Below are 21,273 nucleotides of genomic sequence, written 5' to 3' on the forward strand. Positions count from 1 at the left end.
TGCGAGGTTGCAAGCGCTCTTGAAGTGATCCTTGCTACTTCGGTGCCGTTGAGAAAGACGACACACACACGGGCAAATTCTCTTGGAGCAGCCGCAGAACCTCGCGACGCACCGGGCGCTCAAAAGCGAGTTGCCAATGGCCACACCCCGACAGCGATAACACCCGCGCATCGGGCAAGATCGCCAACGATGGCGGCATCAAGGTGATATCGGCATCGCTGCGAATGCAGACAAAACGACTGCGCCAACCGGCGGTTTCTTGAGCCGCCAGCTCCCTCAGCCAGTCACTGCCTAGGACCAACTGACGGGCCTTCCATCCCCAAGCGGTCAGCGCCGACCCTTGATGGGGACAGGCTATCGTGACCACGGCATGGACCCGTTCGGTCGCCAAGACGGCAGACATCCCTTGACGGCGCTGCCACCGCCACCAAGCGCGCACCGCCACACCGCCCATGCCATGGGTGACCACCAACGGCGACAGCCCGGTGCTGGCCTCCAACGCCTCGACAGCCAATTCAATCTGCGGGGCATACGCCTCGATGGAGCCATTCACGGCATCCAAGCTCACGCTCAAGCTGGCGTGCCCGCGTCGGTGCAAGGCTTCCTGCCACTCGGCCCAGAACCCTCGATTACCGCCATAGCCGTGAATAAAAAGCACCCCACGCAATCCGGGGTAGCTGCGCGCATCCGATTGCGCCGCTTCTTGGAAAGGCAATCGCCACCCAAACAGGCGCAAGACCCAACGCACTTCCGTCCACCAGAGATGCCACCACGTCCATGCCATGGGGCCGAAATCAGGGTCCGGAGCCGCCGCAAGATCACGACCATGTCGCCATGCCGACCAACCCACCACCGCCCCCATCAACCACAGCGGCGCACTCACCACGCACAGCAGCGCCAACCCACCCCACATCCCACCGACATACACACCGACACAAAGCCCGGCCAACCAGCCTGAAACCCACCAAATCAACAAAGCGAGCCGCAACAAAAGGGCCGACCCTAAACGTATGTGTCGTGTCATGAAAAAACGTAGCCCCCTGAATGAATGGGTTACGGTGCATTCAGTCTAACTGGGCATCATGGAGGCTTCATCAACGCGCAAATTCTCTGAGATCGACCTGACGCTAGGAAAACCCCCAAGAGTTTCCCGCCTCACAACAACGAACAATCCAGCCCCGAAGTGGCCCCGGTCACGACAACCGTTTGGAGAGAGACACATGCATACCCTCGCCCGCAAACCTTGGCTGAGCCAGTATCCCGTCGGCGTCCCCGCTGACGTGGACCTCTCGGGCTACACGAGCTTGGTGGATCTGCTCGAAACCGCCTTCCGCGAACACGCCCCGCTGGAGGCTGCATCGTTCATGGATCAGTCCTTCCGCTATCAAGACATCGACAACCACTCGATGGCTTTGGGCGCTTGGTTGCAGAGCTTGGGGCTGCCCAAGGGTGCGCGTGTGGCGCTGATGATGCCCAACGTGCCGCAGTACTTGGTGGCGATTGCAGCAGTGCTGCGCGCGGGCTACACGGTGGTCAACGTCAATCCGCTCTACACCCCGCGTGAGTTGGAGCATCAGCTCAAGGATTCGGGCTCGGAAGTCATCATCATCCTAGAGAACTTCGCCCACACCTTGGCGCAAGTCATCGACCACACACCCATCAAGCATGTGATCGTGGCCGCCATGGGCGACATGCTGTCTTTCCCGCGCAAACAGTTGGTGAACTTTGTCGTGCGCCATGTGCGCAAGCTGGTACCGGCCTTCGATCTGCCCTCCAGCAGCCAGCGGCAGGTGATTCGCTTCAACACCGCCTTGACCCAAGGCCAGCACAAAACCCTGACGCGCCGGGCCATCGGGCTCGATGACATCGCCTTTTTGCAATACACCGGTGGCACCACCGGCGTGTCCAAAGGCGCGGTGCTGCTGCACCGCAATGTGCTGGCCAACACCTTGCAATGCGAAGCCTGGTTTCGGCCACGCATCGACGCCATCGGCCACCGGCACCTGACGATGGTCTGCGCGCTGCCGCTGTATCACATCTTCGCCCTGACCATCTGCTACTTCATCGGCTGTCGTCTGGGTTGCCGCAACGTCTTGATCCCCAATCCACGCGACATCCCAGGCTTGGTCAAAACGCTCAGCAAGCACCGTATCAACATGCTGCCGGCCGTGAACACCTTGTTCAATGCGTTGCTGAACAACCCCGAGTTCGCCAAGCTCGATTTTTCGGGGCTGAAGGTCTGCTTTGGCGGCGGCATGTCGGTGCAAAAGGCCACCGCCGACCAATGGTTCAAGCTGACCGGCTGCCCGATCGTTGAAGGCTACGGTCTGTCCGAGACGTCACCCGTGGCCACCGCCAACCGACTCGATATCTCGGAATACTCCGGCACCATTGGCGTGCCCATCTCCGGCACCGAGGTGGTCTTGCGCGACGATGAGGGCAACGACGTGGCCCCGGGTCAACCGGGCGAAATCTGCATCCGAGGCCCACAAGTGATGGCGGGTTACTGGAACCGCCCCGACGAGACCGCCTTGGTCATGACCCCCGACGGCTACTTCAAATCCGGCGACATCGGCGTGATGGACGAGAACGGCTATGTGCGCATCGTGGACCGCAAGAAGGACATGATTCTGGTCTCAGGCTTCAACGTCTACCCGAACGAGATTGAGCAAGTGGTGAACTTGCATCCCGGCGTCTTGGAATGCGCCGTGGTCGGCATCCCCGACGAACACTCCGGCGAAGCCGTCCGCTTGGTGGTCGTCAAACGCGACCCGAACCTCACGACCGAAGCCTTGGCGGCTTACTGCAAAGAGAACTTCACCGCCTACAAACGCCCCCGCAAGATCGAATTCCGCGACGCCCTGCCCAAGAGCAACGTCGGCAAGATCCTGCGCCGCGAGCTGCGCTGAGCGCCGAGCCTTGCCACAACGTCAATCGTCAATACAACCCCGCCTCCCCTTCCGGGCGAGTTTTGAAGCGTTTGTGGACCCAGAGGTATTGGCTGGGGTTGAGGAGGATCTGGGCTTCGATCCAGGCGTTCATGCGGCGGGTGTCGGCTTCGGGGTCGTCGGTGGGGAAGTCGGCCCAAGGTTCCATGAACTGGACGCGGTAACCTTGGCCGCCGGGCAGGATGTGGGCGATGACGGGTTGGACCACCATGTTCAAAGCCCGGGCCATGCGCGAAGGGGCCAAAAGCGTCGCTGCGGGGACGCCGAAGAAGGGCACGAAGGCGGCGTCACGCGCGCCAAAATCCATGTCGGGCAGGTTGAAAAAAGGCTTGCCTTGGCGGATGGCGCGCATCAAGCCGCGTGCGCCCTCGTTGCGGGCAAAGAGTTCCACCTTGTCAAAGCGCAGCCGCCCTTGCTTGACGGCGGCGTCAAAAACCGGGTTGCTTTGCGCTTGGTAAATCGAGCCAAAGCGTTTGTCTTGAAAGATCTGCGCCGCCGAGCCCGCCACGTCCAAGGCCAGAAAATGCGGCACCAGCCACATCACCGGGCGCTCGCTGCGCGCGGCCAAGCCGACATCGCCTTCGACATGGATCAGGCGCTGCAAGCGGGGCACCGGCGCAAACCACAGCAAGCCGCGCTCCAAGATGCTGCGGCCCAACCAAGCGAAATGCTCGTGCGCCACCGCCACGCGCTGGGCGTCGGTCCAAGCGGGAAAACACAAAGCCAAGTTGCGCAGCGCAACGCGGCGGCGTGGGCGGCCCACTTGCCAAAGCAGGGCCCCTAAACCTCGCCCCAGCCACGCCTGCACACCCAGCGGCAGGACATGCACGCTCCAAAGCAAGGCAATCGCCCCCCAAGCCCCGAGCTTGGCGCCCCATGTCGCTGGGGCCTTCACGCCTGCGCTCCCTTGGCATCGCTATCGAGCATGCTTTCTTGCGGGCGTGGATGTTTGTAGCGGTGATAGCCCCACAGATACTGGCCCGGCAACTGGCGAATCATGTGTTCCATGGCACGGTTGATCACCGTGGCGCTGGCCACCGTGTAGGCCTCAACCTCAGCAGCGTTGGCGCCGCTGACCGCCGGCGGCAAGGGTTCAGGCATGGGCTCGGCATGCAAGCACCAACCACGTCCACCCTTCAAACGCTCCCCCCGAATCAACACCACTGCGGCGCCGGTCTGTTGCACCAGCCGCGCCGCCAAGGTCATGGTGTAGGCCGGCTTACCAAAGAACGGCGCCCAAACGCCTTGGCTCTCCGGCGGCACCTGATCGGGCAACAAGCCGATGGTTTCGCCTCGGCGCAGGGCGCGGATCATCTGCCGCACCCCGGCCAAGTTGGCGGGGGCCACATCGAGACCGGGGCGCTGGCGCGAGCTGCTGACCATCTCTTTCATCCACGCTTTGCGCGCGGGCCGATAAAGCGCCGTCATCGGGTGTTTGCCAAGGCCAAAACGCTCGGCGTAGCCTTGGCCCACCATCTCAAAGCTGCCGATGTGTGGCGTCAGCACCAGCAAACCCTTGCCCAAGGCCAAGGCGCGCTCCACATGCTCGGCCCCCGTCCAGCGGATCTTGTCGCCCAAGGGTTGATCCACCGGCCGACTCCAAACCCACGGCAGCTCGGCAATCATCCGACCCGATTCGGCCACCGCTGGACGCGCTTGCGCCCACGGGATATCCGCGAGCAGGGCGTGCTCATGCATGCGCCGCCGATAGCTGGGCGAAGCCCAGTACGTCAACCAGCCCAAGGCACCGCCCACAGCGTGCAGCACGGACAAGGGCAGGCGCGAGGCGCCACGAAAAAGGGTTGTGATCAGGGCCATACAATCGCGGCCATCGCCGAGTTAAGGAACAACTTGCGGGGCGAATCACAAATGCCGCTAAAGCGTTCGCCAATCGCTCCTCGCAGCATGGCGACGCACCCCACAAAGGTATTCAACGTCTATCCATCGCAAAACACAGGAGTTTATAGAGTGGCGAACGACTTCCTCTTCACATCCGAGTCCGTCTCCGAAGGTCACCCCGACAAGGTGGCCGATCAGATCTCGGACGCCATCCTCGACGCGATCTTCGAACAAGACCCACGCTCGCGTGTCGCGGCCGAGACGCTGTGCAACACCGGCCTCGTGGTGCTGGCCGGTGAGATCACCACCAACGCGCATGTCGATTACATCCAAGTCGCGCGCGACACCATCAAGCGCATCGGCTACGACAACACCGAATACGGCATCGACTACAAGGGCTGCGCGGTCATGGTCTGCTACGACAAGCAGAGCAACGACATCGCCCAGGGGGTGGATCACGCCTCGGACGACCACCTCAACACCGGCGCCGGCGACCAAGGCCTGATGTTCGGCTACGCCTGCGACGAGACGCCCGAGCTGATGCCCGCGCCGATCTACTACGCCCACCGCTTGGTCGAGCGCCAAGCGCAGCTGCGCAAAGACGGCCGCCTGCCCTTCCTGCGCCCCGACGCCAAGAGCCAAGTGACGATGCGTTATGTCGATGGCCGGCCGCACTCGATCGACACCATCGTGCTCTCGACCCAGCACGCGCCCGAGATGAGCGACGGCAAACACATGAAGCCCGAGTTCACCGAAGCGGTGATTGAGGAAATCATCAAGCCGGTGTTGCCCAAGGAGTGGATCACCAAGGACACCAAGTACCTGATCAACCCAACCGGCCGGTTTGTGATCGGCGGCCCGCAAGGCGACTGCGGCCTCACGGGCCGCAAGATCATCGTCGATACCTACGGCGGCGCCTGTCCGCACGGTGGCGGCGCGTTCTCGGGCAAGGACCCGACCAAGGTGGACCGCTCGGCGGCCTACGCGGCGCGCTACGTCGCCAAGAACATCGTCGCGGCGGGCTTGGCCAAGCAGTGCCAGATCCAAGTGGCCTACGCCATCGGCGTGGCACACCCGATGAACGTCACGGTCTATACCGAAGGCACCGGCGTCATTGCCGACGCCGAGATCGCCAAGCTGGTCAACGACCACTTTGATCTGCGCCCCAAGGGCATCATCCAGATGCTCGACCTGCTGCGGCCGATCTACTCGAAGACTGCGGCTTATGGTCACTTCGGCCGCGAAGAGCCAGAGTTCACATGGGAGCGCACCGACAAGGCTGCGCTGCTGAGAGCGGCGGCTGGGCTGTAAAGCCGGTGTAAAGAAGGCCTGGTCGCACCAAGAGGGTGTGTTTCAACGGCATGAGGATTGCTACGATGCCGGCCATGATTGCGTGCCCTCGTTCTGTCCTTGTTCTCGGTGGCACCGGCTTGGTCGGCCGGGCCTTGTTACGCCTGCTGGCGGGTGATCCGGCGTTCAGCGGCACCCGTTTGATCGTGCCAAGCCGAAAACCGAGGCAGGCCCAAGCCTTGGCGATGCAGCCCGGGGTGGTGCTGATGCACGCCGATGTGCATGAGCCGAGCGTGTTGGCCACCTTGGTGCACGGTGTGGACGCGGTCATCAACCTCGTCGCGATCCTGCACGGGAACGAAGCGAGCTTCGAGCACACCCATGTCGAGTTGCCGCGCAAACTGGTTCAAGCCTGCCAAAGCGCGGGGGTACGCCGACTGATCCATGTCAGCGCCTTGGGTGTCGATGAGGCCAGTGCTGAGCTGGCACCCTCGATGTACCTGCGCAGCAAGGCACGCGGCGAACAAGTGCTGCGCGCTGCCGCCCGCAGCGGGCAGATCGAGCTGAGCATCCTGCGCCCCAGCGTGATCTTTGGCGCCGAAGATCGCTTCGTCAACCTGTTTGCCAGCCTGCAAAAACTGGCTCCGATCCTGCCGCTGGCGGGCGCGCAAGCGCGCTTTCAGCCGGTGTGGGTGGGCGATGTGGCCGCCGCTTTGGCACGCTGCTTGAGCGACCCACGCACGATCCATCAAACCATCGAGTGCGCTGGCCCCGAAGTCCTGAGCCTAGGCGACATCGTGCGCCGCGCCGGTCGATGGGCGGGCTGCGAACGCCCGATTTGGCCGTTGCCCGAAGCGCTCGCACTGCTCCAAGCGCGCCTGATGACGCTGCTGCCGGGCCCGACGTTGATGAGCCCGGACAACGTGCTCTCGATGCGCCTGGCCAACGTCGCCACCGGCCAACAGCCGGGACTCGCCTCGCTGGACATCCAAGCCACGTCGATGGACGCCGTGATGGCGCCCCATTTGGCTGAACGCGGGGGTCATCGCTTCAGCGCCCATGATCTGCGCCGCAGGTTGGCCGGTCGGGACTGAGCCGCCATGACGCCCCTGAAGATTTACCGTGTCGGCGGCGCCGTGCGCGACCGCTTGCTCGGCTTAGCCGCTGGGGATCAAGACTGGGTGGTGGTCGGCAGCACGCCGGAGGCGATGCTGGCGCGCGGCTTTGTCGCGGTCGGCCAAGATTTCCCGGTGTTTCTGCATCCGCACAGCCACGAGGAATACGCCTTGGCGCGCACCGAGCGCAAAAGCGGCCTCGGCTACCGAGGCTTCGTCTGCCACGCCAGCCCCGAGGTCACGCTCGAAGACGATTTGGCCCGACGTGATCTGACCGTCAACGCCATGGCCGAAGACGATCAAGGCCGCTTGATCGACCCGTGGGGCGGCGAGCGCGATCTGCACGAGCGGCTGCTGCGCCACGTGGGGCCCGCCTTTGCCGAAGACCCGGTGCGCATCCTGCGGCTGGCGCGCTTTGCGGCCCGCTTCAGCGACTTCCGCATCGCCCCTGAGACCATGCAGCTCTGCCGGCAGATGGTCGATGCGGGCGAGGTCGATGCGCTGGTGCCCGAGCGCGTCTGGCAAGAACTCTCACGTGGGCTGATGACCGCCAAACCCTCACGCATGTTCGAGGTGCTGCGCGACTGCGGCGCGCTCAAGCGGCTGCTGCCCGAAGTGGATCAGCTTTTTGGCGTGGCCCAGCGCGCCGACTATCACCCCGAGATCGATACCGGCGTGCATGTGCTGATGGTGCTGGACATGGCCGCCCTGCTTGGCGCGTCGCTGGGCGTGCGTCTGGCTTGCCTGTGCCACGACCTCGGCAAAGGCACCACCCCAGCCGATGTGCTGCCGCGTCACACCGGCCACGAAGGCCGCAGTGCCGCCCTGTTGCAACCCTTGCTCAAAGGCCTGCGCGTGCCCACCGAGTTGATCCAACTGGCGGACTTGGTGGCGCGCGAACACGGCAACATCCACCGCAGCACTGAACTGAGCCCCGAGGCCGTTGTGCGCCTGCTGGGCCGCTGCGATGCTTGGCGACGCCCCGAGCGTTTTGCCGAGACCTTGCTGGCCTGCGAATGCGACGCCCGGGGCCGAGGCGGTGACTTCAGCCGCCAAGACTACCCCCAGCGCCGCACGCTGGGCCAAGCGCTGGCGCTGCTGCAAAGCTTGGATCAAGCCGCCATCGTGGCCGAAGCCCGCGCCCGAAGTGCCGAAGGCCCGGCCATCGCCCGGGCGCTGGATCAGGCCCGGGCAGCGGCTTTGAGTCAGGCAGCGGCTCCACACCCACCCAAGGTGTAGCGATACGACACAGTCGCGCAAGCACCAACTCAGGACATACCCGGAAAAACCGCCCTTTTCAGCCCCTTGGGTCGGATCGAGGGGGTGCTTCAGGTGGCGGGTCGGCAGGGGGATCGGAACAATCCGCTCACACCGATCCAACCCACCTCCATCCCACCTTGAGGCATCCCCATGAGCAGCACAAACATCTTGACTCTCAACGGCATCAGCGTCAGCAACCCCTACAAGGCGCGCTACGGCAACTACATCGGCGGCCAGTGGGTCGAGCCGGTGGATGGCCAATATTTCGTCAACGTCACGCCGATCACCAATCAGCCGCTGTGCGAGATCCCGCGCTCGAACGCCAAGGACATCAACCTCGCGCTCGACGCCGCCCACGCGGCCCGCGCTGCTTGGGGTGCCACCTCCACCACCACCCGCGCCAACATCCTCAACAAGATCGCCGACCGCATCGAAGCGAATCTGTCGCTGATCGCCACCGCTGAGACGCTCGACAACGGCAAGCCGATCCGCGAAACCATGGCCGCCGACATCCCGCTGGCTATCGACCACTTCCGCTACTTTGCCGGCTGCATCCGCGCCGAAGAAGGCTCGATCGGCGAGATCGATCACGACACCTACGCCTATCACTTCAAGGAGCCGCTCGGCGTGGTCGGCCAGATCATTCCGTGGAACTTCCCGATCCTGATGGCCACTTGGAAGCTCGCCCCGGCCTTGGCCGCTGGCAACTGCGTGGTGCTGAAGCCCGCCGAGCAGACGCCCGCCTCGATCCTGGTGCTGCTGGAGCTGATCGGCGACTTGCTGCCACCGGGTGTGCTCAACGTGGTCAACGGTTTCGGGCTGGAAGCGGGCAAGCCGCTGGCCTCGTCGCCGCGCATCGCCAAGATCGCCTTCACGGGGGAGACCTCGACCGGCCGACTCATCATGAGCTACGCCGCCCAAAACCTGATCCCGGTGACGCTGGAACTCGGCGGCAAGAGCCCGAATGTCTTCTTTGCCGACGTGATGGACCAAGACGACGACTACTTCGACAAGTGTCTGGAAGGCTTTGCGATGTTCGCCCTGAACCAAGGCGAGGTCTGCACCTGCCCCTCACGCGCGCTGATTCAGGAATCGATCTACGAACGTTTCATCGAGCGCGCCGTGGCCCGTGTCAAGGCGATCAAGCAAGGCAACCCGCTCGACAGCAGCACCATGATCGGCGCCCAAGCCTCCGCCGAGCAGCTCGAAAAGATCGTCTCCTACCTCGAACTCGGTCGCGCTGAAGGCGCTGAAGTGCTGGTCGGCGGTCACCGCACCCTCCACGACGGCGACTTGAAGGACGGCTTCTACGTGGCACCGACGGTGTTCAAGGGCCACAACAAGATGCGCATCTTCCAGGAAGAAATCTTCGGCCCGGTGCTGTCGGTCACCACCTTCAAGGACGAAGCCGAAGCGCTGGCGATTGCCAACGACACGCTCTACGGTCTGGGCGCCGGGGTCTGGACCCGTGACGGCAGCCGCGCTTTCCGCATGGGCCGGGGCATCCAGGCCGGCCGCGTCTGGACCAACTGCTACCACGCTTATCCGGCGCACGCCGCCTTCGGCGGCTACAAGCAATCGGGCATCGGTCGTGAAACCCACAAGATGATGCTCGACCACTATCAGCAGACCAAGAACCTGCTGGTGTCCTACAGCCCCAAGGCTCTTGGGTTCTTCTGAGAAAGACCCATCATGGCAAACCGCGTGAGCGCCACGGCCGCCGCCTTGGCCCTGATCGAGACGATGCTGGCGCAGCATGGCCCTGAGCTGCTGTTCCACCAATCCGGGGGCTGTTGCGACGGCAGTGCGCCCATGCTGTTTGCCCGCTCAGAGTTTCCCCTCGGTGACAACGACGTGCGGCTCGGCGAGATCGGCGGCGTGCCGTTCTACATGAGCCGCTCCCAGTTCGAGTACTGGCAGCACACCCACCTCACCATCGACGCCATCCCCGGCAATGGCGGTATGTTCTCGCTGGAGCGGCCCAGTGGGCTGCGCTTTCTGACCCGCTCCCGCCTTTTTACCGACGAGGAATTTGCCAACTTGGCTCCGGTGACTTGACAGCGCCATGAACAACACCGAACTGCGTGATCTGCGCCGCCACTGGCTGCGCCACGGCACCCCGCCTGAAGAGGCGGTGCTGAGTCGGCTCGGGCCCACCTTGACGGGCTCTTGGCAGCGCTGCTTTCAGTTCGGTTTGATGCCGGTGGCGCGGCGCTTGGCGGAAGAGCACACCTTGGGCGGCGAGAACCTGCGCATCCGCATCGAGCAGCGCGACGTGCTGATCCGCACCGCCATCCCGACCATGGAATACCTCTACGCCCTGATCGCCGGCTCCGGCGGCGTGGTGGTGCTGGCCGACCATCACGGCGTGATCGTGCATTCGGTGGGCGACGCCGACTTCTTGCAACGCGCCGACCGCATCTTGCTGCGCCCCGGCGCGTCGTGGCTGGAACGCCACCGAGGCACCAACGCCATCGGCACCGCCTTGCATGAAGGCCAATCGGTGGCGGTCAACGGGGCCGAACACTTCTTCGAGGAAAACGGCTTTCTCACCTGCGCCGCCGCGCCGATCCGAGGGCCCGACGGCCGCACGCTCGGTGTGCTGGATATTTCCTCCGACCAGCGCAGCCACCATCCGCACACCTTGGGGTTGGTACGCACCTCGGTGCGGGCCATCGAGCGCCAGCTTTTCGCCTTGGCCGAAGAAACCCACACCTTGCGCCTCAGCTGTCACCCGCACTTGGCCGGTTTGGGCTCGATGGCGGAGGGCTGGTTGCATCTCGACGCCGACGGGCTGATCACGGCCATGGACAGCGTCGCCATGGCCATGCTGGATCTGCAACGCAACGCCATCCATCAAGTGCATCTGGCCCAAGTGTTCGTGATGGACTGGCCCAGCGTGCGCGATCAAGCCCTGCGCCAAGGCAGCAGCACCGTCGCCCTGAGCAACTTGCAAGGCCAAAGCCTTTACTTCCGCATCGACGCCAGCCGGTTCCGCCAAAAAGCCAACCCCATCCTCCCGCCCACCGAAGCCGTCGCCCCCCTCATGCCCCTGCGCGACGTCTCGCAGCGCACCGTCGAACACATGCTGCTCGAAACCCACGGCAACATCGCCGAAGCCGCCCGCCGTCTCGGCATCAGCCGCAGCACGCTGTATCGGTATTTGCGGCGCTGAAACAGCCCCCTCACCCCAACACCGTTCGGGCTGAGCTTGTCGAAGCCCAGCCTGCAGGACACACAGGCCCTTCGACAAGCTCAGGGCGAACGGGTCACACCGTGGGTGATGGCTGGCGCTACAGCCAGTGCGCAATCAGCCAGGCGATCAGGCTCAGCAGCACGCTTGATCCGAAGGGCACATAGAGCTCGCGGCGGCCGAGGTGCAGGGTGAAGTCGCCCGGCAGACGGCCCAAGCCGAGCTTCGACAGCCAGCCGCGCAGCCCTGAGAGCAGCACGCTGGCCAGCAGCAGGGTCAACAGCCAGCGGATCACAGTTCCAGCCTCACAAGGTATGGCTGCGGTCGCCGGCGGTGAAGCCTCGGGCCTCGAAGGGCGTGGCCGCAGCGGCCAAGCCGATCACCTTGAACAGCTCGCCCATTTCGTGCTCGGTGATGAGCTTTTGGGCCGCCGCCAAGGCGGGCACGTTGCGCTGATCGCTGGCGAGCTGCAAGTCTTCGAGCAACCCGCAGTTGAAGAGAAACCGCGCCTGCGAGGTGTAGCCCAGCACCTCCATGCCAGCGTCCTGCCCCGCCAAAGCAATGGCCGTGAAATCGACGTGGACGGTGATGTCCTTCTCGCCCACAGCGTCGAGTGGATCGGTGTCGGCTTGGTGGGCACGGTGGCACATCAAGGTGCCGCCGACACGCTGCGGGTGATAGAACTCGCGCTCGGGAAAACCGTAGTCGAGGAGAAACGCCGCGCCGCGCTGCACCACTCCGGCCAGCGTGGTGATGAACGCCGAGGCTTGGCGTGGCAACTCGATGACCGTGCCGGGCACAAAGCCGCTCTCAACGGGCGGGCGCAGCGCGGTGGGCCGATCCGCCCAGACAAAAGCCTGCGCCGCATCCTGACCCGTACCCAACCCCACCCCACGCTCCAGCCACTGTGCGCCGTCCCAGTGCAGCAAAACCACTGGCATGGCGTCGAGCAATTCGTTGGCGACCACCACGCCGTCGATGCGCTCGGGCAACTGCGTCACCCAGCGCAACTTAGCGGCGTGCTGCGGCACGCGCTCCAGCACCGTTTGGCGCTGGCGCTCGCGCAAGGTGCTTGAGAGATCAACGATGGTGTAGGACGTGATCTGCTCGCCCAAGGCTTCAAGCACCTGGGCGGCCAAGGCGCCCGAGCCCGCGCCAAACTCCCAAAGCGCTTGGGTGCCGGTGGCTGCCAAGGCCTGCTCAAGCTGGCGCGCCACGGCCCGGCCGAACAGGGGTGAGAGTTCCGGCGCGGTGATGAAATCGCTGCCCGAAGCGGGCAAGGCACCGAACTGACGATCCCCCCGGGCGTAATAGCCCAAGCCGGGGGTGTAGAGGGCGCGCTCCATGTAGCGCTCGAAGCTGATCCAGCCACCTTGGGTGCGGATCTCGTCGGCCAGAGACGCGGCAAGCGGGCTGGCTACACTGGGGTTTGAAGTGGTTTGCATCATGTTCACACCCCATTCTAGAAAGCCCATGCCCACCCCCCCTCTTTCAGACCGTCCAGTGGTCCTCATCACTGGCTCAGCCAAACGCCTTGGTCGCGACATTGCCCTTGATCTCGGGCGCCATGGTTTCGATGTGGCAGTGCATTACCGCCACTCGGCCCCAGAGGCTGAAAGCACTGCCGCTGAGCTGCGCCAACTCGGCGCCCGGGCTCACACCTTTGCCGCTGACTTGGCCGACGAAGCCGCTTGTCGCGCCTTGGTGCCAGCCGTGATCACCGCGTTGGGTCGCCTCGATGCGGTGGTCAACAGCGCCTCGACCTTCGAGTTCGACGACGCCTCCAGCTTCAGCTACGCCACCTTAGAGCGCCACTTGCGCGCCAACACCGCCCCCGCCATCGTGCTGGCCCAAGCGCTGGCAAAACACTTGATTGGCACACCGCGCCAAGGGGTGGTGGTCAATTTGCTCGATCAAAAGCTGTGGAATCCGAACCCGGATTTCCTCAGCTACACGCTCTCCAAAGCAGCCCTCGAATCCGCCACCGCTTTGCTGGCCATGGCCTTGGCACCGCAAGTGCGCGTGGCCGGTGTCGCGCCGGGACTGACGCTCGACAGCGCTTGGTTGCAGGGTGACAAGTTCGCGGCGCTGCACCGTCAGTCGAGCCTGCTCGGGCGCGCTTCCTCGCCCGAAGACGTGGCGCGCAGCGTGCGGTTTGTGCTCGAAACCCGCTCCATCACCGGCACCACCATCTTGGTCGATGCGGGTCAGCACCTGCGACGCTTTGAGCGCGATTTTTCGATGATGTGAGGGCGCAGCCACGCGTCTTGCTTCACCTTGCTGGCCTTGCGCCCCTTTCTTTTTGAGCCCATCCGACCATGTCCACCACACGCGGCACCCAAATCCTCACCCTCACTGGCCTGCGCTTTGACGCCAACCTTGGGGTGCTCGACCACGAGAAAACCGCGCCGCAGCCGATTGCGGTCGATGCCGAAATGAACCTCGGCACGCAGCCCCTGCGCCCCCAAGACGACGACCTGACGCACGTGCTCGATTACCGCCGAGTGCGCAGCATCATCATTGAGGAATGCACCGCGCAGCACGTCAACTTGTTGGAGAGCCTGATCGGCAAAGTCGCGGCACGGTTGATGAGCCTGCCGGGCGTTTTGGGCGTGCGCGTCAAGATCGCCAAGCTGGAAATCTTCGACGACTGCGAAGTGGCGATCCGGGTGGAAACGGGGCAGTGGTGAGCCGCGTGGCAGCGAGCAACGACAATCTCGCCATGAACACCGATCTTTCCTCCGACCCTCAGGCTTCTCAGGCCGACAAGCGCGCGGCGCACGAAATCAACAAGCTCTCGAAGCGCTTGCATCGTCAAGTGGGCGACGCGATCCGCGACTTCGCCATGATCGAGCAAGGCGACCGCGTGATGGTCTGCCTCTCGGGCGGCAAGGACAGCTACAGCTTGCTCGATATCTTGCTGAACTTGCAGCAACGCGCTCCGATCGACTTTTCCATCGTCGCCGTCAATCTCGACCAAAAGCAGCCCGGCTTTCCGGCCGATGTGCTGCCGGCGTACCTCAAGAGCCGGGGCGTCGAGTTCCACATCGAAGAGCAAGACACCTACTCGATCGTCAAGCGCGTGATCCCTGAGGGCAAGACGATGTGCAGCTTGTGTTCGCGTCTGCGCCGGGGGGCGCTCTACCGCGTGGCGGGTGAGCTGGGCGCGACCAAGATCGCCTTGGGGCACCACCGCGATGACTTCCTTGGCACCATCTTTTTGAACATGTTCTTCCAAGGCCGCCTCAAAGGCATGCCGCCGAAGCTGGTGAGCGACGACGGTAAGCACACCGTGATCCGCCCGCTGGCCTACGTGGTCGAGACCGATCTGGAACGCTGGGCCGAACACCGCGCCTTCCCGATCATCCCGTGCAGCTTGTGCGGCAGCCAAGAGAACCTGCAACGGGTGCAGATCAAACAGATGCTGCGCGAATGGGATCGCAAGCATCCGGGCCGCATCGACAACATGCACCGCGCCTTCTCCGAAGTCGTGCCCTCGCACCTGATGGACCGCAAGCTCTTCCCCTTCGAGACCATCCGCCCCAGCGGCGTCGCTGATCCACAGGGTGATAAAGCCTTCGACGAAGACGACGAGGGTTGTGCGACCCCGGCGATACCCGAGATATCGGCCTCCCAGCCGGTCACGTTCATGACTCGTTCCTGAGGAACCCCATGCGCTCGCCTCACACTGCCCCGCTTGCAATCTTGGGTCTTCTGGTCCTGAGCTTGCTCAGCAGCAGTTGCGCCTCGTCGCTCTACGACGCCGAAGTGGAAGTCACCAGTTTCGGTGAATGGCCCGACGATCGACCGGCAGGCACCTACGTTTTTCAGCGTTTACCGTCACAGCGAGGCGCCGTCGGCACAGCGAACGCCCTCCAAACCACCCAAGATGCCACCGAGGCTGCTGCGGCCGAGGCTTTGCTGCTGGCGGGATTCACCTTGGATAGCGATGCGGTGGAAACCCACGACCCGGATGTCGATATCTTTGTCCAAGTGAGTGCGCGCAGCGTCCGCATGCCAACCCCTTGGCTAGAAGGCAGCTGGGTCAGCCAACACAACCCTTGGAGCAAAGACGTTTGGGGCCGTCCCCTGCGCCGCCCCTTGGGCATGGGCCCCAGCCAGGGCTGGAGTGGCCGACCCTACGAGCTTCAACAGGAGGTGATCATGCTGCTCATCGACGGCATGACCCATCACATCCTCTACGAAGGCCATGCCCGCACGCGCCTGAACGGCACCCCGGCTGTGCTGCGAGCCCTGTTCTCGGCCATCTTGCAAGGCTTTCCAGACCTGCCTGACGGCCCTCGCGATGTCATGGTGTCGTTGGTGCCGCTGACCCCACCGCCCGAGGCTAGCGCCCCGCGCTGATCACAAAACTGCGTAAGTCGTCTTGCCAACCGGCCAACGTCTCACCGGCATGGCGGCGTTGCTCCGAGGTGGTGGTGCGATGGAAATCCGCCACCAACTGGCAGCGCTCTGCGACAAAGGCGCTGCGACGCCGACGTTCAGCCTCATCACCCGGGTTGGTTTGGCGCATCAGCCAGGCCCGAACCAGCGCCTGAGAGGCCTCCGGGGTGAGCGTTGTGCGCCCTTGGCTGAGTTGACGCAACACACTCAAGGTGTCTTGCTGATGCGCCTTGCGCTCGACCAAGGCCTGATCCGGATCCCATACCGAGCGAGCTAAAGCCACGCGCAGCGCTTCTTTCTGCCGTTTTTCCACACGGCCATAGAGCGTTTCTAAGTTCGAGACCAAGCGATCCAGTTGCCCCTGCACACGCTCGGCAGGCTCAGCTTGCAAGTGATCGTGGACCCAATCATCGTTGCCGCGCGTCATGCGCTCCTCAAGGTGGCTGAGCTGCTGCGCTTGGAGTGTGGGAGCGATCGATGCGATAGCAGGCCCCAGTTGCGCCAGCACGGTATCGCCCCAGCTTTGTGCGATGGGCACCCACGCACACACCTGCGCCGACGTGACGTCACCTTGCACCTCACGCTCAAAACGCGCCATCAGCCCGAGATCCTGTGACAAACGCTGGCTGCGGTGCCAAGCAAACCCTTGATCCAACGCGGCGCGCACCTTGGTCGATTGCTCAGGGGTCAAGTCCAGGTGGCGATCCACCCACCATGTCACCAAGGCGGGCCCATTGCCGTAGCCCAATCCCAGGCTGCTACAGCCACACAGCCACAGAATCCAGACACCTGTCACAGCCCAACAACACTGCCGGAGCCAAGAAGGCTTGGGGCTGCCGATAATCTGGGGTTTCCATCTACACGCAAACAAGGAACTACGCATGGTGCTCGACGTCGTGATCATGGCTGCTGGCAAAGGGACACGGATGAAATCCGCCCGACCCAAGGTGCTGCATCCTTTGGCCGGTCGGCCCCTATTGCAACACGTCTTGGAGATGGGCATTCGCCTCGGTGCGGCCCGCCTCATCACCATCACCGGCCACGGCGCCGAGCAGGTCGAAACGGTCATGCGCGCCGCGCTGCCCGAAGCGCCGTTGGCCTTTGTGCGCCAAGAGCCGCAACTCGGCACCGGCCACGCCGTGCAGCAAGCGGTGCCTGAACTGCCCGAGACCGGCACCACCTTGATCTTGAACGGTGATGTGCCTTTGGTCCGCGTCCAAACCGCCCAAGCCTTGATCGATGCCTGCGCAGGCGAGCGCCTTGCACTGCTGACGGTCGATTTGGCCGACCCCACCGGCTACGGTCGCATCCTGCGTGACGGCGAGGCCGTGCTTGCCATCAAGGAACACAAAGACGCCACGCCTGAGCAGCGCCTCATCCGCGAGGGCTACACCGGCATGATGGCCGTGCCCACAGCGCACCTGAAGCGCTGGCTGGCCAACTTGGGCAACGATAACGTCCAAGGTGAGTACTACCTCACCGACATCGTCGCCATGGCCGTGGCTGACGGCGTGCCGGTGGTGGCCACCAAGGCCGGCAGCGAAACCGAAGTGCTGGGCGTCAACAGCCCCTTGCAACTGGCTGATCTGGAACGCCGCTTCCAGCGCCAGCAAGCCGAAGCCCTGATGGAAGCGGGCGTTCGTCTGGCCGACCCCACCCGCTTCGATCTGCGCGGCGACCTGACATGCGGTCGTGACGTGGACATCGACGTCAACGTGATCTTTGAAGGCACGGTCACGCTGGGTGACGAGGTCTCGATCGGTGCGAACTGCGTCATCCGTAACGCCACCATCGCCGCCGGCGCGTTGATTCACCCCTTCACCCACATCGACGGCGAGAGCTTGGGCGTTGACATCGGCGCCGGGGCGTTGATCGGCCCCTTCGCCCGACTGCGCCCCGGCGCCAAACTCGGCGCCGAAGTGCATATCGGCAACTTCGTGGAGGTCAAAAACTCCACCATGGCCCGAGGTGCCAAAGCCAACCATCTGGCCTATCTGGGCGATGCCACCGTGGGCGAGCGGGTCAATTACGGTGCTGGCAGCATCACCGCCAACTACGACGGGGCCAACAAACACCGCACCACCATTGAAGCCGACGTGCATATCGGCTCCAACTGCGTGCTGGTCGCACCCATCACCATCGGTGCCGGCGCCACCATCGGCGCGGGCTCCACCGTCAGCAAGAGCGCCCCCGCTGGACAACTCACTGTGGCGCGTGGACAACAAGCCAGCGTCAGCACTTGGACCCGACCGATCAAGCCAGCCAAATCGGGTGCCTGAACAAGCATCCAACCCACCACCATCATGCAACCACCTGCCACCAACCCGCTGGTCCTCCCCCTGCACCCCACGCACTATGAGTGCCTTGGCGTGCCCGAACAGGCCTCTGCGGCTGCACTGGCACAGGTGGACTGGCAGCACCCCCCCTTGACGGCCGCGATCGCCTCGGAAACGGACCGCTGGCTGGCCTATGCCGTGCTGAGCGACCCCTTTCGCCGTGAGGTCTACGACCAATACTTGGCGCGCGAACGGGCCAAGCTCACCGCAGCCCAACAACGCAAGGCCTTTTGGCGACGTCCCGGCCGACGCACTTGGATCCTGAGCGTGATCATCATGGGCACGCTTGGCTTGGGTTTGTGGTGGTGGCTCCGTGCAGATTAAGGTAACCTGATTGATTCGTCTTTAAGCGTCGCGTTGCATAGGTTGCATAAGATGTGTGGCCGAGTCTGCCCACATCCCCTTCGCCAACGCCATGAACCGTAGCTACCGCCTGGTCTGGAACGAGAAGCGTCAACGTCATGTCCCCGCACCTGAAATCGTGTGCGGTCACGGTCGGGGTGGGTCCAAGGCTGTCCAAAGGATGGTCGTCGCCCTCGGTTTCAGCGCTGCCACGTCAAGCTGGGGCGTCGCCCCCCTCCCCGCCACGCTGCCTACAGGCGGCCAAGTGGTGGCCGGCCAAGCCACGCTGAATCCGGTGGCCGCTGCGGCCAGTCTGGTGGTGAATCAGAGCAGCCAGCGCGCCATCATTCAGTGGAATAGCTTCAACATCGGTGCCCAAGCCAGCGTCACCTTTGTGCAACCCGACAGCAGTTCAGTGGCCCTCAACCGGGTGATGGGAGCTGAGCCGAGTCAGATCTTTGGCCAGCTCAAGGCCAACGGCCAAGTGTTCTTGGTCAACCCGAACGGCATCCTCTTTGCGCCGGGTGCGCAGGTCAATGTGCATGGCCTCTTGGCAACCACCATGGATACGCTCGACGCCGATTTCATGGCCGGCACACCCCACTTTGCGGGCCAAGCGGGGTCGGTGCGCAACGACGGCACCATCCACGCCGATGCCGGTGGCTTCGTCAGCTTGCTGGGCGGACAGGTGACCAACACGGGCAACATCGCCGTGGTCAACACCCAAGGTGTCGTGCCCGCCCAAGGCTTGGTGATGCGCGACGGCGGCATCGAACTGGTGGGCGATGTGGTGCATCAGGCCGGCACGCTGGACGCGTCAGGCCTGAACGGCGGGCTGGTGAGTTTGAGCGGGCGCAGTGTCTTGCAAGACGGCCTGATTCAGGCCAACGGCAGCCAAGGCACTGGGGGCCAAGTCCATATCAACGCCAGCAACACCTTGCTGCAAACCCAAGCGGCGCAGATCAGTGCCGATGGGGCGACCACGGGCGGGCAGATCAGCTTGAGCAGTGGGCAAACGGCTTACCTCTCGGGCACCAGCCACGCCAACGGCGCTCAAAACGGTGGCCCAAGCGGCGGGCAAATCGACATCCAGACCACCGGGCTGCTGAGCGTGGCCGGGGCGCATTTAAGCGCCATGGGCGAGGCGGGGCGGATTGTGCTGATGTCGCAAGCCGATACCCGCTTTGCGGCCACCGCCACCACCGGCCCCAAAGGTTTCATCGAAATATCGGGCAAGGGCACGCTCTACATGGGCGGCTCCACCGATCCGGGCCTAGGCGGCCAGACCTTGCTGGACCCCACCAACATCGTCATCGGACCCGCCGCCGCCACCCTTCTGAGTTACATCGATCTGGCCAACCCCAATCCGGGTATCGCGGATAACCACGGCTCGGGCGGCACCTTTGAAGTCGGCGGAGGCAACCTTGTCGTGGCCTCACCAAACGACAACTTCGGCGGTCTTGGCGGTTCAGGAGCGGTGTACCTCTATAACGGCACCACCGGCGCCTTGATCTCGACGCTGTTTGGCACGACCGCCGGTGACCTGGTCGGCTCTGGGGGCGTGACCAAACTCAGCAACGGCAACTACACCGTCAACAGCCCCGTCTGGGGTGGTTTATTGGGCGCGGTGAGCTTGGGTAACGACAAGACGGGCCTGAGTGGGGCGGTCAGCGGGGCCAACTCCCTGATCGGTGCGGCAGCTGGCGACAACGTCGGCTCAGGCGGTGTGACCGCGCTCACCAACGGCAGCTACGTGGTCAGCAGTCCGCTCTGGGGGGGGACGATCGGTGCCGTCACTTGGACCACCGGGGCGGCAGGGGTCGTGGGTGCCGGCAATTCCCTCCTCGGTCGCGTTGTCGGCGATCAAGTGGGCTCGGGCGGTGTCACGGCCCTAACCAACGGCAACTACGTCGTCAACAGTCCGCTCTGGAACGCCAGCACCGGCGCCGTCACGTGGGCCAACGGAACCACGGGCTTGGTGGGCACGGTGCGGGCCGGCAATTCCCTGATCGGCGCCGCTGCGGGCGACAGCGTCGGCTCGGGCGGTGTCACGGCGCTGACCAACGGCAATTACGTCGTCAGCAGTCCGCTTTGGAACGCCAGCACCGGGGCCGTCACATGGATGAACGGACAAGCCGCCAACCCCGGCACCGTCAACGCCGGCAATTCGCTCATCGGTGCGGCAGCTGGCGACAGCGTCGGCTCGGGCGGTGTCACAGCGCTCACCAACGGCAACTACGTCGTCAGCAGTCCGCTCTGGGGCGGCACCCTCGGCGCGGTGACGTGGATCAGCGGCTTGGCCGCGAACCCGACCATCGTCAGTGCAACCAACTCCTTGATCGGTGCAGCCCCCGGAGATCAGGTCGGTTCCGGCGGTGTTACCGCACTGATCAATGGCAACTACGTCGTCAGCAGTCCACTCTGGGGCGGCACCCTCGGCGCGGTGACGTGGATCAGCGGCTTGGCCGCGAACCCGACCATCGTCAGTGCAACCAACTCCTTGATCGGTGCAGCCCCCGGAGATCAGGTCGGTTCCGGCGGTGTTA

General features: G+C 64.0%; 20 protein-coding genes. 14 read left to right on the plus strand and 6 right to left on the minus strand.

The annotated features are described in order from the left end of the window. Window positions 1-34 precede the first annotated feature (34 nt). Complete coding sequence (locus tag AB3X39_RS11300; RefSeq protein ID WP_369417485.1) at window positions 35-1,024, minus strand: esterase/lipase family protein; 990 nt, start codon at window positions 1,022-1,024, stop codon at window positions 35-37. A gap of 196 nt (window positions 1,025-1,220) precedes the next feature. On the opposite strand from AB3X39_RS11300, the gene AB3X39_RS11305 reads away from it, so the two are divergent. Beyond that, window positions 1,221-2,909, plus strand: coding sequence for a long-chain-fatty-acid--CoA ligase (locus AB3X39_RS11305; RefSeq protein WP_369417486.1), 1,689 nt, complete (start codon window positions 1,221-1,223; stop codon window positions 2,907-2,909). 28 nt (window positions 2,910-2,937) lie between these two features. Here AB3X39_RS11305 and AB3X39_RS11310 read toward each other — a convergent pair whose 3' ends face one another. Together AB3X39_RS11310 and AB3X39_RS11315 are read right to left on the minus strand one after the other, a co-directional pair. After that, window positions 2,938-3,843 carry an LpxL/LpxP family acyltransferase gene (locus AB3X39_RS11310; protein WP_369417487.1) on the minus strand — a complete coding sequence of 302 codons (906 nt, stop codon included), beginning with the start codon at window positions 3,841-3,843 and terminating at the stop codon, window positions 2,938-2,940. Next, the gene (locus AB3X39_RS11315) at window positions 3,840-4,757 is read right to left on the minus strand and encodes a lysophospholipid acyltransferase family protein (protein WP_369417523.1); all 918 of its coding nucleotides are present in this window, start codon (window positions 4,755-4,757) and stop codon (window positions 3,840-3,842) included. Before AB3X39_RS11315 ends, AB3X39_RS11310 begins: the two co-directional genes overlap by 4 nt. Window positions 4,758-4,916: 159 nt before the next feature. Here AB3X39_RS11315 and metK point away from each other — a divergent pair, with 159 nt between their 5' ends. The 6 genes from metK (at window position 4,917) to AB3X39_RS11345 (ending at window position 11,627) form a co-directional block, all read left to right on the plus strand. Next, window positions 4,917-6,098 carry a methionine adenosyltransferase gene (gene metK, locus AB3X39_RS11320; RefSeq protein WP_369417488.1) on the plus strand — a complete coding sequence of 394 codons (1,182 nt, stop codon included), beginning with the start codon at window positions 4,917-4,919 and terminating at the stop codon, window positions 6,096-6,098. 74 nt (window positions 6,099-6,172) lie between these two features. Then, window positions 6,173-7,171 (plus strand): complex I NDUFA9 subunit family protein, encoded by a 999-nt coding sequence (locus AB3X39_RS11325; RefSeq protein WP_369417489.1) that lies wholly within the window; start codon window positions 6,173-6,175, stop codon window positions 7,169-7,171. Window positions 7,172-7,177: 6 nt separating this feature from the next. After that, window positions 7,178-8,431: a multifunctional CCA addition/repair protein gene (locus AB3X39_RS11330; protein ID WP_369417490.1), complete on the plus strand. Its 1,254-nt coding sequence runs from the start codon at window positions 7,178-7,180 to the stop codon at window positions 8,429-8,431. Window positions 8,432-8,602: 171 nt separating this feature from the next. After that, a complete protein-coding gene (adh, locus tag AB3X39_RS11335) occupies window positions 8,603-10,132 on the plus strand; it encodes an aldehyde dehydrogenase (protein ID WP_369417491.1) in 1,530 nt (509 codons plus the stop codon). 12 nt (window positions 10,133-10,144) lie between these two features. Continuing rightward, entirely contained in the window at window positions 10,145-10,510 is a 366-nt protein-coding gene (locus tag AB3X39_RS11340; RefSeq protein ID WP_369417492.1) for a DUF779 domain-containing protein, read from the plus strand. Between the two features lie 7 nt (window positions 10,511-10,517). After that, window positions 10,518-11,627: a sigma-54-dependent Fis family transcriptional regulator gene (locus AB3X39_RS11345; RefSeq protein WP_369417493.1), complete on the plus strand. Its 1,110-nt coding sequence runs from the start codon at window positions 10,518-10,520 to the stop codon at window positions 11,625-11,627. Between the two features lie 118 nt (window positions 11,628-11,745). Here AB3X39_RS11345 and AB3X39_RS11350 read toward each other — a convergent pair whose 3' ends face one another. After that, window positions 11,746-11,940: a DUF2905 domain-containing protein gene (locus AB3X39_RS11350; RefSeq protein WP_369417494.1), complete on the minus strand. Its 195-nt coding sequence runs from the start codon at window positions 11,938-11,940 to the stop codon at window positions 11,746-11,748. 10 nt (window positions 11,941-11,950) lie between these two features. Continuing rightward, window positions 11,951-13,090 (minus strand): class I SAM-dependent methyltransferase, encoded by a 1,140-nt coding sequence (locus tag AB3X39_RS11355; RefSeq protein ID WP_369417495.1) that lies wholly within the window; start codon window positions 13,088-13,090, stop codon window positions 11,951-11,953. 28 nt (window positions 13,091-13,118) lie between these two features. Between AB3X39_RS11355 and AB3X39_RS11360 the strand changes: the two genes are divergently transcribed. The 4 genes from AB3X39_RS11360 (at window position 13,119) to AB3X39_RS11375 (ending at window position 16,010) form a co-directional block, all read left to right on the plus strand. Further along, window positions 13,119-13,895 carry an SDR family oxidoreductase gene (locus tag AB3X39_RS11360; protein ID WP_369417496.1) on the plus strand — a complete coding sequence of 259 codons (777 nt, stop codon included), beginning with the start codon at window positions 13,119-13,121 and terminating at the stop codon, window positions 13,893-13,895. 68 nt (window positions 13,896-13,963) lie between these two features. After that, window positions 13,964-14,335: a dihydroneopterin aldolase gene (locus tag AB3X39_RS11365; RefSeq protein WP_369417497.1), complete on the plus strand. Its 372-nt coding sequence runs from the start codon at window positions 13,964-13,966 to the stop codon at window positions 14,333-14,335. A gap of 32 nt (window positions 14,336-14,367) precedes the next feature. Continuing rightward, window positions 14,368-15,309: a tRNA 2-thiocytidine(32) synthetase TtcA gene (ttcA, locus tag AB3X39_RS11370; RefSeq protein WP_369417498.1), complete on the plus strand. Its 942-nt coding sequence runs from the start codon at window positions 14,368-14,370 to the stop codon at window positions 15,307-15,309. Window positions 15,310-15,317: 8 nt separating this feature from the next. Continuing rightward, window positions 15,318-16,010, plus strand: a complete 693-nt coding sequence (locus tag AB3X39_RS11375) for a DUF4136 domain-containing protein (protein ID WP_369417499.1) — start codon at window positions 15,318-15,320, stop codon at window positions 16,008-16,010. On the opposite strand, the gene AB3X39_RS11380 is transcribed toward AB3X39_RS11375, so the two are convergent. Further along, complete coding sequence (locus AB3X39_RS11380; protein ID WP_369417500.1) at window positions 15,994-16,758, minus strand: DUF6279 family lipoprotein; 765 nt, start codon at window positions 16,756-16,758, stop codon at window positions 15,994-15,996. The two genes, AB3X39_RS11375 and AB3X39_RS11380, sit on opposite strands and share 17 nt — an antisense overlap. Before the next feature lie 172 nt (window positions 16,759-16,930). Between AB3X39_RS11380 and glmU the strand changes: the two genes are divergently transcribed. The 3 genes from glmU to AB3X39_RS11395 form a co-directional block, all read left to right on the plus strand. Beyond that, the gene (gene glmU / locus AB3X39_RS11385; protein WP_369417501.1) at window positions 16,931-18,328 is read left to right on the plus strand and encodes a bifunctional UDP-N-acetylglucosamine diphosphorylase/glucosamine-1-phosphate N-acetyltransferase GlmU; all 1,398 of its coding nucleotides are present in this window, start codon (window positions 16,931-16,933) and stop codon (window positions 18,326-18,328) included. Between the two features lie 24 nt (window positions 18,329-18,352). Beyond that, window positions 18,353-18,709, plus strand: coding sequence for a J domain-containing protein (locus AB3X39_RS11390; RefSeq protein ID WP_369417502.1), 357 nt, complete (start codon window positions 18,353-18,355; stop codon window positions 18,707-18,709). Between the two features lie 55 nt (window positions 18,710-18,764). Further along, a partial coding sequence (locus AB3X39_RS11395) for a two-partner secretion domain-containing protein (RefSeq protein WP_369417503.1) occupies window positions 18,765-21,273 on the plus strand: 2,509 nt, incomplete at its 3' end.

This window comes from Leptothrix ochracea (assembly GCF_041083635.1).
Taxonomy (GTDB): Bacteria; Pseudomonadota; Gammaproteobacteria; order Burkholderiales; family Burkholderiaceae_C; genus Sphaerotilus; species Sphaerotilus ochraceus.

Bases quoted from the DNA above. Each gene is read 5' to 3' on its own strand.
- AB3X39_RS11355 (WP_369417495.1), bottom strand. From the start codon at position 13,090: ATGCAAACCACTTCAAACCCCAGTGTAGCCAGCCCGCTTGCCGCGTCT.
- AB3X39_RS11330 (WP_369417490.1), top strand. From the start codon at position 7,178: ATGACGCCCCTGAAGATTTACCGTGTCGGCGGCGCCGTGCGCGACCGC.
- adh (WP_369417491.1), top strand. From the start codon at position 8,603: ATGAGCAGCACAAACATCTTGACTCTCAACGGCATCAGCGTCAGCAAC.
- AB3X39_RS11375 (WP_369417499.1), top strand. From the start codon at position 15,318: ATGCGCTCGCCTCACACTGCCCCGCTTGCAATCTTGGGTCTTCTGGTC.
- AB3X39_RS11360 (WP_369417496.1), top strand. From the start codon at position 13,119: ATGCCCACCCCCCCTCTTTCAGACCGTCCAGTGGTCCTCATCACTGGC.
- AB3X39_RS11390 (WP_369417502.1), top strand. From the start codon at position 18,353: ATGCAACCACCTGCCACCAACCCGCTGGTCCTCCCCCTGCACCCCACG.
- AB3X39_RS11365 (WP_369417497.1), top strand. From the start codon at position 13,964: ATGTCCACCACACGCGGCACCCAAATCCTCACCCTCACTGGCCTGCGC.
- AB3X39_RS11345 (WP_369417493.1), top strand. From the start codon at position 10,518: ATGAACAACACCGAACTGCGTGATCTGCGCCGCCACTGGCTGCGCCAC.
- AB3X39_RS11340 (WP_369417492.1), top strand. From the start codon at position 10,145: ATGGCAAACCGCGTGAGCGCCACGGCCGCCGCCTTGGCCCTGATCGAG.
- glmU (WP_369417501.1), top strand. From the start codon at position 16,931: ATGGTGCTCGACGTCGTGATCATGGCTGCTGGCAAAGGGACACGGATG.
- AB3X39_RS11305 (WP_369417486.1), top strand. From the start codon at position 1,221: ATGCATACCCTCGCCCGCAAACCTTGGCTGAGCCAGTATCCCGTCGGC.
- AB3X39_RS11325 (WP_369417489.1), top strand. From the start codon at position 6,173: ATGATTGCGTGCCCTCGTTCTGTCCTTGTTCTCGGTGGCACCGGCTTG.
- ttcA (WP_369417498.1), top strand. From the start codon at position 14,368: ATGAACACCGATCTTTCCTCCGACCCTCAGGCTTCTCAGGCCGACAAG.
- AB3X39_RS11300 (WP_369417485.1), bottom strand. From the start codon at position 1,024: ATGACACGACACATACGTTTAGGGTCGGCCCTTTTGTTGCGGCTCGCT.